Genomic DNA, 12,530 nt, shown 5'->3' on the forward strand with positions numbered 1-12,530 from the left:
CGGTCATGCTGAGCTTGCCGAAGCATCTCGCGTGGGGAAGTAATCCACGGTAGACAACGATTGGGTTAGTCAGCGGTAGAGATGCTTCGGCAAGCTCAGCATGACCGCCAGTTTGACTCCTAACTGATAACTAACTGTCCTTCAACATCAGCTTTGAAACGCGGCGCCGCATGAGCAAGCCTACTCCTGAAACCCCTTTCGCTGCCTACCCCCGCCGCCCGGCCCGGTTCGCGGCCAGCCTGGGCTCCACGGTGGTCGTCATTCCGCATCCCGATGATGAGGCCCTGGGCTGCGGCGGGCTGCTGGCCCTGCTGCGCCGGGCCGGCCATGCCGTGCGGGCCGTGCTGGTGAGCGATGGCACGATGTCGCACCCAGCCTCACGCGCATTTCCGCCCGCCGCCCGCCGCGCCGTGCGCGAAACCGAGCTGCGGCTGGCGCTGAGTATTCTGGGGGTGGAAGACGAGAATCTTCTGACGTTGGGCTTGCCCGACAGCCAGGTGCCCGGCACCGGCCCGGCAGTGGAAGCCGCCGTTGAAAAGCTGCGTGACTTATTGCGTGAGCAGCCGCCGGCCACCATTCTGGTGCCCTGGCGCCGCGACTCGCACCCCGACCACCGCGCCACGAGCCAGTTAGTCGATACGGCGCTGGCCGGCCTCCCTACCCCCCCCCGCCGGCTGGAGTACGTGGTTTGGGCCTGGCAGCGCGCCGCCCCCGCCGACCTGCCCCGGCCCGCCGACGCCGTGACCGGCTTTCGGCTTCACATCGGGCCGGTGCTGGCCCAGAAGCAGCGGGCCATTGCCGCGCACCGCTCGCAAATCGCGCCCGGCGTATTCACCGATGACCCGGCGGGCTTTCTGCTTTCGGCCGAGATGTTGGCCCACTTTGCCGGGCCGTATGAGGTGTTTTTGGAGCCGGCCGCGCCCACCAATGCTGGGTGAGACCGTATAAGCTGTTTTATTAATTCCGCATCTTACCGTGGTCAACCCCAACCAGCCTCGCACCCTGCCACCCACGTATTTCGACGACGTCTACCGGGCCAATGAAGACCCCTGGGGCTTCGAGAGCAGCCCCTACGAGCGCGAGAAATACGCTGCCACGCTGGCCGCCCTACCCCTACCTGCTTACGCGGAGGCGTTCGAGATTGGCTGCTCCTTGGGCGTGCTCACGGCGCAGCTGGCCCCGCGCTGCGGCCACCTGCTGGCCGTCGATGTGACGGAGGCGCCGCTGGCCAAAGCCCGGCTGCGCTGCGCCAATTTGCCGCAGGTGGAGTTTCAATTGCTGCGCGTGCCGGACGAGTACCCAGCGCAGTCGTTTGATTTGATTTTGCTTTCTGAAGTCGGTTATTACTGGTCAGCGGCTGATTTAGCGAAGGCCGTGGGCCGCCTCGTGACCAGCCTCAACCCCGGCGGCCAGCTGCTGCTCGTGCACTGGACGCCGCCCGTGCACGACTACCCCCTCACCGGCGACGACGTGCACGAAACCTTTCTGCAACAAGCCGCGCCGGGCGGGCCGCTGCGCCACCTGGCCGGCCAGCGCCAGGAGCGATACCGGTTAGATTTGCTCGAAAAGAAACCCGCTCACCAGCACAGCTGACGCAGGCAGCCCAGCTCCACGGGAGCCGCAGAATCCCTACCCCCTCCTACTTGGCCCAAGCCCTGGCCGGACAGCCCAGGCCTCCGCGCAGCTCAGGCGCCCATAAGCTGGCTTACACTACGCGCATTGGCGCAGTCTGCCCCAGCTGCGCATACCGCTCGTGCTCGGCAATAAGGGTGCGCAGCTCGACCAGCGCCAGCGACAAGGGCACTGGGGCGATAATGCCAATTTGCCCGGTGCGGTAAATCATCAGCCGGTCCCAGCATTCACCGAAAGTCCTGGCCTGCCGCAGCTGCTGACGCAGCGCGTCGGGTGAAATGGCCATCAGTTCAATGATGCCGTCGAAATCAGGAGGGTAGGCGCCGCCGAGCCACCAGGCGCGCAACTGCTGGCGCGTCTGCCAGAGCGCTGCCAGCTCGGCCGGCCACTCCACGGTGGGCTCGCGCTGCTCTTCGCTCAGGTGAGCCCACTGCCGCAGCTGCCACGAAAGCCCCACCTCGACGCGGCCACACTGCCGGGCCGAGGTCAGCACCTGCACGGCAGGTGAGTGGCGCAGGCGCAAGTCGTGGCGCCGCAAGGCCTGCCACAGCGCCTCATCTTCCATGCACTGCACCGCGGGCAGTCCGCCCACGAGCTGATAGGCGTGTACCGTGATGGCTAGGCTGGCGCCGAAGTGCTGATGGTGGCAGGGCCAGGGGTCGGCGGGGTTGGGGTCGAGCAAGCGCTCGAGGCGGGCACGCAGCAGATGGTAGGTGGCGTCGCGCAGCTGGGTGCGGCGCACGGGACAGGTGCCCAGCCGGGGTGCATCGGTGAGAATGCGGCCGCCCACGGCATCGGCGCCGGCCTCAATTTCGGCCAGATTAGCCGCCAGCCAGGTTGGAATCACGCGGGTATCCGCGTCGGTGCTGGCAATGAGGCCGCCACTAGCTTGGCGGCCCGCCAGGTGCAGCCGGTAGCAGGCCTCGTCCATGAGCAGGCGGCGGGCCTGGCCCACGTGCGCCTCCTCGGGGGGTAGGCGTAGCTCGGCCACGTGCAGGGCCAGGCGCGGAAACTGCCGGGCCACGCGCCGCACAGTGGCGGCCGTGTCGTCGGCGCAGTTGTTGGCCAGCACGATAACTTCAAAGATGCCCGGCGTCAGGGGGCGGCCACGCAAATCAACCTGGGTGGCGAAAGCGGCCAGCGTGGCCGGCAGGCTCTCAGCCTCATCCTTGGCCGGAATAACAACGCTGACCTGCAAGCCGGCGCGCGGGGCCGGCAACTGGCGGCGCAGTAAGGTCGCAGTGGTCAGCGGAGCCGCTGCTGTCACCTCGTGGGCGGCGTGGAAGCGGGAAGGCATAGCGTGTTCCATCAGGCCGCTCTACGCCTGAGTTTGGAAGAAAGATTAGCTTGAAATTGATTTATCCCGTGAATTATGAAAAATATCTTTTAAAGATTTCCGCAAACAATTGCGGCGTATTTTAAAAGTTAAATTAGCCAGTTCTGCTAAGCGCCGGACAGAGCCGAATGACACTGAAGATTAACTGCTTCTTTGACAATAAGATGCAAGAACGATTTATCTTTCCGGCCAGGCCTGATTGACTAGTAAAGTTGATTTAAAATAAAAGAAAAGCCGCATTCCGACGAGCGGAAATGCGGCTTTTAGAATAGTACCCGGCTGACAAGCAAATTAGCTTTTCAGCTTAGAGCGGGTGGACAACAACCCTTTTAGTTACTGTCTACACCGCCTAGAACGCTTCGCCGATGGCAAAATAGATACCTGACGAGCCCCCCGTGCCCACGGCGTAGTCCAGGCGCAGGTTTATCCGGTCGCGGCGAATGAAGTTGAAGCGGATGCCGCCGCCGCCGGCCGCCTTCACGCCGTCGAAGGCGAAGCCGTCAAGGGCTTCGGCTACCTGCCCGACGCCACCGAACACGGCTCCATCGAGGCGCCAGAACAGCTTCTGACGCAACTCGGCCTGCACCATCATCATCTGCCGGTCGCGGTAGCGCTGCTCGTAGATGCCGCGCAGCAGGTTGGCGTTGTTGTAAAGCGTGCCGCCGATGTTGGCGCCGATACCGGCCTGCTCGCGAAACGGCACCTTGCCGGTGTGGAATTGCCCGACATACTGCACGGCCAGCACGCTGCGCCCAGCGGAGCCTAGCGGCTGGAAGTGGCGGGCGTCGAGCTGGTAGCGGGTGAACTTAAAATCGGAGCCCAAACCGCCGCCGGCAAAGAGCACGGTGCCGTCGACGTAATTGCCGCGGAAAGTGGTGGAGGCATTATCGCGGGTGTCCAGGGTCAGGGCCGGGCCCAGGCCGGAGGTGCGGTGGGCCTGACGCTCCCGGATGCTTACGCGCGGGTCGGTGAGGAAGCTGTTGGTGGTGCCATTCTCGGCCTGCCGGTTGAAGTCGAAGTCGTAGACATTGGTGAAGCGGTAGAGCAGGCCGGCGAAGACCTTGGGCGCCACTTGCTTCTGTACCCGCTGATTGATAATGAAGAGCTTGTAGCCCAGCAGTGATTCGTTGTCATCAGGCGTATCGTTGCCCTTACCGTAGTAGAACAGGCGCGTGTCGTAAAGGCTGATTTCGCCGTTAAGGTAAAACGCCTCGCCCGGCGTGAACACCGTGTGCACGAGCTGAATCAACGACTGTTTCTTCTCGGTCTGCCAGTATTGGACGCGAGCGTTGGAGGGCCGCGTGGCGGTGTCGGCCCCGAGGCGCCCGCTCACCAGTCCACCCAGGCCGTAGCCGAGGCCGGTTTCATCCTGGTAAAAGATAACCGGGATGGGCAGGATGGTCAGGTTTTTCTTATTAGGCTCGTCGGCGGCCAGGCCGCGCAGGCCGGAACCAGGCGCGGCCGGAGGTGCTACCGCAAGGATGGTGGGGGAGGTAGGGGCCGAAACCGGGATGGCAGGTTTGGGAGGCCGGGCAATTTGAGCCAGCGTTGGCAGCGACAAGCCGCACGCAGCAGCAATGAGGAAAGGGAGGCGCATGGAGGGGGTAGAAAGCAAGTGTTAATTCACAACGGATTAGCTCCTGTTTTGGTTAGGAGCCGTTTCGCGCCGCGAAACACTTTAAATAGTGCAAAAAACAGTTGCTTGGGCTTCCCTACCCCCCTCCTGCTGGCCGACCCCTACCAGAACACGGTGTAGAGCGTGGTCACGATGACCAGAATGGCCACCGAGCCAATGACAAAGCTGCGGTTGGGACGGAACATGCTGGCATCGACTTCGAGGCCGTTGGTTTTGACGCCGCGGCCGGTTTGGTAGAGGCTGATGACAACCATCGCGGCCACGCAAATCACGAACACAAAGCCCATACGGTCGAGGAAGGGAATCTCATAGACGCCGGCGACATTGGGCACGGCAAAGCCCAGCGGCGCCAGAAACGACAAATCGACGTAGCCGGGCAGAAACTTGAACAGCACCGACAAAATAAAGCCCCCGATAGTGGCGAACAGCGCGGCCGTGGAGGTCGTCTTTTTCCAGAAAAAGCCCAGAATAAACATGGCAAAAATGCCTGGCGACACGAAGCCGGTGTACTCCTGGATGTACTGGAAGCCGCCTTTTTTGTCGATGCCCAGGTGCGGGGCGATGAGCACGCCGAGCAGCATCGCTACGACGACCGCGATTTTGCCGACGGCCACGAGCTGCTTCTCGGAGGCCTGGGTGTTGAACACCTTGCGGTACACGTCGAGCGTGAAGATGGTGGCAATGGAGTTGGCTTTGCCGGCCAGCGAGGCCACGACCGCGGCGGTGAGGGCAGCGAAGGACAAGCCCTTGAGACCCTTGGGCAGGATATTGAGCAGCACGGGGTAGGCGCGGTCGGGGTTTAAATCGGCTCCCTGGCCAAACTCGGCGGCCCCAAACACATCCTGCTTATACAGCACGTAGGCCGCGATGCCGGGCAAAACCACAATCACGGGCATGAGCAGCTTGAGGAAGGCGGCGAAGAGGATGCCGGCGCGGGCCGTGGGCAGGTCAGCGCCCAGCGCGCGCTGGGTGATGTACTGGTTGCAGCCCCAGTAGTTGAGGTTCACAATCCACATGCCGCCGAGCAGCACGGTCAGGCCGGGCAGGTCGATGTAGTTGGGGTTGTCCTTCTTGAAAATCATCTGGAAGTGGTCGCCGGCCTCGCTAGTGAGCAGCGAAAAGCCCTTGAGCACGCCGGTTTGGCCGTAGTGCTCGGCCACCAGGTTCAGGGCCAGGTAGGTCGTGGCCAGACCGCCCAGAATCAGGAAAAACACCTGGATGACATCGGTAAAGCCGATGACTTTCATGCCGCCGAGCGTGATGATGATGGCAAACGCGGCCAGCGCGTACATGCAGAAGTTCAGGTTCAGGCCCGAGATGCTGCTCACGGCGATGGCACCGAGGTAGAGGATGGAGGTCAGGTTGACGACCACGTAGAGCGCGAGCCAGAACAGGGCCATAATCATGGCCACGGTGGAGTTGTAGCGCTGATTGAGAAACTGCGGCATGGTGGCAATGCCGTTTTTCAGATAAACCGGAATGAAAAACACGGCCACGATGATGAGCGTGAGCGCTGCCATCCACTCATACGTTGCAATGGCCAGGCCCATCTTGAAGCCGGAGCCCGACATGCCCACGAACTGCTCGGCCGAGATGTTGGAGGCAATCAGTGAGGAGCCGATGGCCCACCAGGTCAGCGAGCCTTCGGCCAGGAAATAATCCTTCGAGTCGCCCTCCACGGTGCCGTCGTGACCGGTTTTGCGGCGGTAAATCCAGATGCCGTAGCCGGCGACGATGAGGAAATACAGGAAAAAGACGGCGTAGTCGAGCGTGGCGAGTTGATGCATTTCTTGGGTGGAGTGGGGGTAGGAAACTGCGAAGAGAGGGATGAGCGCCCGGTTTAGCACGGGCGCCGGACAAAGCGCGGCGTAAATAAGCGACTTAAAACCATAGTAGCAGCGCCGGCCGCGCCATTGGCGTGCAGTTGGCGCGCCTCTGGGGCAAGATTGGGCGGTCGGCAGCCCCTTGCTCAACCCTTTATTCCCTACCCCCCTCGCCCAGCCGCAACGCGGCTCAGCCGGCGCCGCCGGCCAGGGCCATGCTCAGCACGCCGGCCAGCATGATGGCCTTGCACCAATGGCTGAGCTGCCGGAAATGGCGGCGGCGGTCGGCCCGCCAGAGCTGCCGGGTGAGCGCGGCCAGCGGCAGCAGCACCAGCAGCACGAGCCAGACGGCCAGCGGCCAGTGCCCTTTCAGCAGCAGCCGGCCCGTGGCGCCCACGGTGAGCAAGGCCAGGCAGGCCAGAAAAAACCCGGCCGCCCACTTCGTGCGGGCCACGCCCAGCACCAGCGGCAGCGTGCGGCAGCCGTGGTGGGCATCGCCACGCATATCTTCCACATCCTTGATGATTTCGCGCACCACCGTGAGCAGGAACGCGGCCAGCGCATACACCCACACGCCCGGCAGGCCGGTGCGCAACTGCAATTCGGGCAGCAGCACCAGCGCGCCGGTGAGCGTGGCAATGCTCACGTTGCCCACCAGCGCCACCCGCTTGAACCGGGCCGAGTAGCCCCACAAGAGCAGCGCCGAGCCCAGCGTGACCAGCCCCAGCAGCGGCGAGAGCAGCCCGGCCAGTCCTACCCCCACCCCCGTCAGCAGCAGGTGGGCCAGCATGGCGTGGCGCCGCCGCACCACCCGCCCAATCACGAGCCGGTCGGGCCGGTTGATGGCGTCAATCTTGACGTCGTAGTAGTCGTTGATGATGTAGCCGGCCGCCGCCACCAGCAGGGCCGCGAGCAGCAGCAGCAGAAACCGCGGCGCCAGCAGCGCTGTGCCCAGCGGCTGGCCCGGCAGCAGCAGCCCGGCGCGGGTCAGGGCCAGGCAGAGCAGCATGATGAGCAGATTGGGCCAGCGCACCAGCGTGGCGGCGGCCCCCGGCAGCCCGCCCGGCCAGCGGGCGGCGTCGGCCGCGGGCTCCGCACTAGCAGGGATAGGCACGGGCGCTTTCACCTCTTAAAAGTACGACAGCGGCCCTGTTGACGGGCCGGACACGAAAAAGCCCCACCGCGGACACGGTAGGGCTTTTATAGCTTGAGCTAGGAAACAAGCCGGAGCGGGCACGGTGGCCTCAGACCTTTTTTACGTTGATAGCATTGACGCCCTTGCGGCCTTCCTGGGTGTCAAACTCCACCCGGTCGTTCTGCTGAATCTGCCCTCCGTTCAGGCCGGTGATGTGCACGAAAAAATCCTCCTTCGTGGTATCGTCCGTAATGAAGCCGTAGCCTTTGGCCTCATTAAAGAATTTTACGGTCCCTGTTTTCATCGGTTTGTAACTTAAAAGAATGGTGAGTTGGGTTGGCGGGGTAGGAAGAGCGGCAACAGCAGCAAAGTGGGCGTTCTGACTTCCCTGGCTCTGCTCTACGGGCCCGGCGCGGCCGGGGTTGCTAGCGGTTGAGGTACCGCTCCGGCAAGCTATTGATTATCGCGCCACTCGTACACCCACTTGGCCTGAATCTGCTCCAGGTGGCCTTCGGTGGCCTGCTCGCGGGTGCCGGCGAAGTTGGGCAGGGCCAGAATCCACTCCAGCATCTCGGTAAAGCGGACCCGGTAAATCTTAGCCTCGGGGTAGTCGTCGCCAAACTTCTCGTAGAGCGCCATCGCCACGTCCTCGTGGTCGGCCCACTGAATGGGGGGTTCGAAATGAGACACGGAGTTGAGTTATGAATTATGAGTTAAAAGTTATGAGTTAGCAATTAAAATTAGAGGTGAGCAAATTGCCAACTCATAACTTTTAACTTCTAACTCATAATTGCGAAGCGCAGCTTAGTGGCCCAGAAAATCCTGCACCGGCAGGGTAACAACCAACTCTAGGTCAGTGCGGGGCAGCACGCACTGGCAGGCCAGGCGCGAGGTGATGCGCGGGTTCACGGCGCGGTCGATAAAGTCTTCCTCTTTGTCGCTGATGTCGGGCAGCGCGTCGCCGCCGCGCTCGACGTAGATGTGGCAGGTGCTGCATCCGCACACGCCGCCGCAGTTGTGTTGCAGCTGAATGCCGTTGTTGAGGGCCACATCCAACACCGACTCGCCGGGCGCCGCCACGTGGGACACGGCCGGCTGGCCATTTTTAAACTGAAACCTGATGGTAGAAGCCAAATTAAGAGGGCCTTGAAGCCAGAATTCTGCCGCAAAGGTATGCCCCGAGGCGGCAAAGGTGTTTAAAGAGTACTAACCGGCGGCAAGAGTGCAGGGTTTGCGCCCGGCTCCGGCCGCTGGCTGGCCAGCCCGACTTGCTGCGCCTGAATGCCGGCCGTAAGCGTTTCGTAAAGCTGCTGCCACGCTGGCTGCCCGGCCAGCGCGGCCCGATGTGCGGCCAGCGTGGGCGCATCGTGGCGCACCGCCGGCCCGGTTTGCACCGTGAACGGCGCCTGGCTCAGGGCCTTGTCCACGGTTTCGTGAATAAGGGGGGCAAGCAAATCGAACGGCAGCCCGGCGTCGGCCAGCAGCTCGTGGGCAATGCCGAGCAGGTGATTAGTAAAATTATTGGCGAACACGGCGCCCACGTGCAGCCGCAGCCGCTCGGGAGAGCCAAGGCGCTGCACATGGGCGCTGAGGCTGCCAGCCAACGCCAGGAGCAGGTTTTCGGCCTTGGTGTCGGCCGCCTCGATGAAAAGCGGCACGGCTTCCCACGCCACGCGCCGGCCGGAGCTGAAGGTTTGCAGCGGATATAATACGCCGCCGTGCACGAGCGGCGCCGCCTCAAACACACTGAGCGGCAGCGCCCCAGCCAGATACGCCACCACGGCCCCGGTGGGCCAGCGCGCCCCGGCCAGCACGGCGGGTACGGCCGCGTCGGGCACGGCCAGCAGGTAGAGGTCAGCGGCGGGCAGCTCGGCGGTGGGCACTTCCAGCACCGGAGGGGGGGTAGGGAATCGGGCCGCCAGCTCTGCTGCCGAAGCAGTGGACCGGCTGCTGATGAACGCCAGCTCGTGGCCGGCTGCCACCAGGGCCGGCGCTAGTTGCGCGGCCACCCGCCCGGCGCCAAACAAACCAATGCGCAAAGAATGAGCGGGGGCAGCAGTCACTGAGGGTTTATTCAGGAGTTGTTTAGGAAGTCGAAAGACGTCATGTCGAAAGACCGTCCTGCTGAGCAAAGCGAAGCAGCTCGCGTGGGGAAGTGATTAAGCTTACCCACCCGATTGAATTAGTGCCGCCCGCGAGCTGCTTCGCGTTGCTCAGCAGGACGGTCTGGGGTGTTTCGGCCGACTTGCTAAACAGCTCCTCAATTAAAAGGGGGGTAGGGAAACGACTTGGCAATCATTTCCCTACCCCCCTCTTTCTTGCCAACTACTTCGCCGTCTGGATGATGTTGGCCACTGGCTGCGGGCGGCGGGTGGGTTTCTTCGCCACTGGCGCTTCGGCGGGCGCCGCTTCGTCGGTAATGGGCAGGTTGGCCGCCGCGCCGCCGCTGCCGCGCCGCTGCCGCAGGCTCAGGCCGAAGCCGAGGGCCATGAGCAGCGTGCCGCTCCAGAGCAGGTTGATGAAGGGCTTTTCCATCGCCTTAAGGATGACGTAGTCCTTCTGCGTGGTGCTCACACCGAACGTAAACTTACCCTTTACCGGATCAATCTGCTTGAGGCTGAGCCGGATGCCTAGGTCATCTACCTCATCGGCTACCACGCCCACCAGGCGGTCGCGCACCACGAACACCGGGTGCACATGGTACTGGCGCTGCTCGCCCGAGACTATCATATCGGCTTGCAGGGCGAGGTCACCTTTTTTCAGGTTCAGCCCGGCGGTTTCGTGCGCCGGCTCGATGGCGCGGAACACGGCAAAGTAGTCATTGAGAAAAATTGTGTCGCCCACGGCCAGCACGTGCTCTTTCTCCTCGCCCCACTGCTTTTCCTTGCGCGGGTCGGGCGTGGCGCTGATATAGGAATAAATATCATGGTCCCAGAATCGTAACAGCGCTGGCGATGCTAGTAGCCCACCGCCCATCTCCTCATTCACCTGCGCACGGGGGTAAAGCACAAACCGCTCGTTGGCTTTCTTATCCAGGTACTCGACGCGATAGTAGGTGTTCTCGGGCAGCACGCTGAGCGTATCACCGGCCTTGTAGTACACTTTCTCGCCGCTCTTCACTTCGCCGCGGGCAATCATCTTGTACTCGTCGTCGGTGTGGAAGAGCAGCTGCTTGTTCACGTAGCCGGGCACGCCGGGCACGTCGAGAAACTGCCCGGTGTAGCGCACCTCGTAGCCCTGCATAGGTACCGCTTCGTTGCGGAACAGCAGCACGTTGTCGCGATTGGTGTCCTCGTCAAAATCTTTGGAATAAACCAAGCCCGAGACGTTGCGCGAGATGATGTTGGAGTAGCCGGCCGAGCCGAGAATGCCGAGCAGCATGAGCGCGATGCCCAGATGGGCCACGCCGCCACCCGACAGGCGCACGCCGCGCCGCACCAGCCCCACCACCGTGCTCAAGTTGGCGAACACGCCAAACAGGCCAGCCAGCGTGAGTAGCAAGTAAGGTACCGTGATAGTGTTGCTGTTGTAGCGCACCAGCAGCACGACCAGCGCCGTGCCCAGCAAGCTCAGCAGCACTGGGAAGCTCAGCGCGTCGATGAGGCTGCGGCGGTCGTTGCGCTGCCACCACATCACCTGCGCAATGCCCGAAAACAAGGCCACCAGCAAGCCCATCCAGAGCTGAATGCGGGTGTAGTGCTGAATCTGGTCGGCCGGCAGCGCCAGGTTGGATTTGATGCCAACCAGGCCCAGCAGCGCGTTATACACCGGAATGCTGGTCGTGACGAACACCTGGAACGCACCCAGACACAGCACCGTCGCGCCCACGAACACCCACAGCTCCGGGTTGTAGGTGGTTAGCTCTTTCTCGGAAATCGGAATGCTCTTCCAGCGGTAAACGAGCAGCGCGATGGAGAGCACCGTGAAGGCACCCAGGTAAATCAGCAGCTGTCCAGAGAGGCCCAAGTCAGTAAACGAGTGCACCGAGGCATTGCCCAGCACGCCGCTGCGGGTCAGGAACGTGGCGTAAAGAATGAGCACGAACGTAGCGATGGTCAGCACAAAGGCTGTGCGCAGGCCGGTGCGGCGCTTGGTCCAGAGCAGCATCCCGTGCAGCGAGGCCACCAACACGAGCCAGGGAATGTAGACCGCGTTTTCCACCGGGTCCCAGTTCCAGTAACCGCCGAAGTTCAGGGTTTCGTAGGCCCAGTAGGCGCCCATCACCACGCCCACGCCCAGCACGCCGCCGCCCACCAGGGTCCAGCTCGTGGCGGGCTTCACCCAGCCGGTCAGCTCCTTTTTCCAGAGCGCGGCGATGGCGAAGGCAAACGGCACGAGCGTGAGCGCGAAGCCCAGAAACAAGGTCGGCGGGTGAATCACCATCCAGTAGTTCTGGAGCAGCGGGTTGAGGCCGGTGCCGTCCTTGGGCACGAAGTCGGGGTTGAGCTTGAAGACCGGCAAATCGGTCAGGAAGTCGCGCAGCAAAATGAAGGGCGACGAGCCAATCTTGAGGCCGCCGATGACGACGCCCAGAATCATGCTGACCAGAAATAGCTGCACGCCGCTGAACACGGCCATCACGGGCGCTTCCCAGAGACGGTTGAAGCGCATGATAATCAAACCAATAACCACGTGCCAGAATATCCAGAGCAAAAAGCTGCCCTCCTGCCCTTCCCAAAAGCAGGAAATCATGTAGTGTACCGGCAGGTGATTGGAGCTGTGGCTCCAGGCGTAGTGGTACTCGTAGCGGTGGGCGTAAATGATGTTGAACAGGCAGCCAATCACACCGAGCACGGCCAGGCCGTGCACCAGAAACGCGCCGCGCGCAATGCGCAGCCAGCCCGCATCCGTATCACCGAGCGGCCGGCCCCGCGCCGCCTGAAAGTAGCTATACGCCGCCACCAGCGCCGCCGCGAAGGCGAGAATGACGCTAAAGTGGCCGGCGTTTCCGATTAGTAAGTTCATAGG

At 62.7% G+C, this 12,530-nt stretch carries 11 protein-coding genes; 2 read left to right on the plus strand and 9 right to left on the minus strand.

The window, feature by feature from the left end:
• Positions 1-170 precede the first annotated feature (170 nt).
• Positions 171-938, plus strand: a complete 768-nt coding sequence (locus ACFE70_RS11390) for a PIG-L deacetylase family protein (RefSeq protein WP_375417867.1) — start codon at positions 171-173, stop codon at positions 936-938.
• 37 nt (positions 939-975) lie between these two features.
• Positions 976-1,593, plus strand: coding sequence for a class I SAM-dependent DNA methyltransferase (locus ACFE70_RS11395; RefSeq protein ID WP_375417868.1), 618 nt, complete (start codon positions 976-978; stop codon positions 1,591-1,593).
• A gap of 112 nt (positions 1,594-1,705) precedes the next feature.
• Here the strand turns inward: ACFE70_RS11395 and ACFE70_RS11400 are convergent, their stop codons facing one another.
• From ACFE70_RS11400 to ccsA, 9 genes are all read right to left on the minus strand, one after another.
• A complete protein-coding gene (locus ACFE70_RS11400) occupies positions 1,706-2,929 on the minus strand; it encodes a glycosyltransferase (protein ID WP_375417869.1) in 1,224 nt (407 codons plus the stop codon).
• Between the two features lie 388 nt (positions 2,930-3,317).
• Entirely contained in the window at positions 3,318-4,565 is a 1,248-nt protein-coding gene (locus ACFE70_RS11405; protein ID WP_375417870.1) for a BamA/TamA family outer membrane protein, read from the minus strand.
• A 140-nt stretch (positions 4,566-4,705) separates the two neighbouring features.
• Positions 4,706-6,391: a sodium/sugar symporter gene (locus ACFE70_RS11410; protein ID WP_375417871.1), complete on the minus strand. Its 1,686-nt coding sequence runs from the start codon at positions 6,389-6,391 to the stop codon at positions 4,706-4,708.
• A gap of 226 nt (positions 6,392-6,617) precedes the next feature.
• Positions 6,618-7,541 carry a geranylgeranylglycerol-phosphate geranylgeranyltransferase gene (locus ACFE70_RS11415; RefSeq protein ID WP_375417872.1) on the minus strand — a complete coding sequence of 308 codons (924 nt, stop codon included), beginning with the start codon at positions 7,539-7,541 and terminating at the stop codon, positions 6,618-6,620.
• Positions 7,542-7,671: 130 nt separating this feature from the next.
• On the minus strand, positions 7,672-7,866 hold the full coding sequence (locus ACFE70_RS11420) for a cold-shock protein (protein ID WP_375417873.1): 195 nt from the start codon (positions 7,864-7,866) through the stop codon (positions 7,672-7,674).
• Between the two features lie 149 nt (positions 7,867-8,015).
• Positions 8,016-8,252 carry a Fe-S cluster assembly protein IscX gene (gene iscX / locus ACFE70_RS11425; protein WP_375417874.1) on the minus strand — a complete coding sequence of 79 codons (237 nt, stop codon included), beginning with the start codon at positions 8,250-8,252 and terminating at the stop codon, positions 8,016-8,018.
• A gap of 114 nt (positions 8,253-8,366) precedes the next feature.
• Positions 8,367-8,696: a 2Fe-2S iron-sulfur cluster-binding protein gene (locus ACFE70_RS11430; RefSeq protein WP_375417875.1), complete on the minus strand. Its 330-nt coding sequence runs from the start codon at positions 8,694-8,696 to the stop codon at positions 8,367-8,369.
• A 62-nt stretch (positions 8,697-8,758) separates the two neighbouring features.
• Positions 8,759-9,625, minus strand: coding sequence for a Rossmann-like and DUF2520 domain-containing protein (locus ACFE70_RS11435; protein ID WP_375417876.1), 867 nt, complete (start codon positions 9,623-9,625; stop codon positions 8,759-8,761).
• 262 nt (positions 9,626-9,887) lie between these two features.
• Positions 9,888-12,527, minus strand: a complete 2,640-nt coding sequence (ccsA, locus tag ACFE70_RS11440) for a cytochrome c biogenesis protein CcsA (RefSeq protein ID WP_375417877.1) — start codon at positions 12,525-12,527, stop codon at positions 9,888-9,890.
• Positions 12,528-12,530: the final 3 nt, after the last annotated feature.

The sequence above is a fragment of the uncultured Hymenobacter sp. genome, from assembly GCF_964243305.1.
In the GTDB taxonomy this organism is placed as follows: Bacteria; Bacteroidota; Bacteroidia; order Cytophagales; family Hymenobacteraceae; genus Hymenobacter.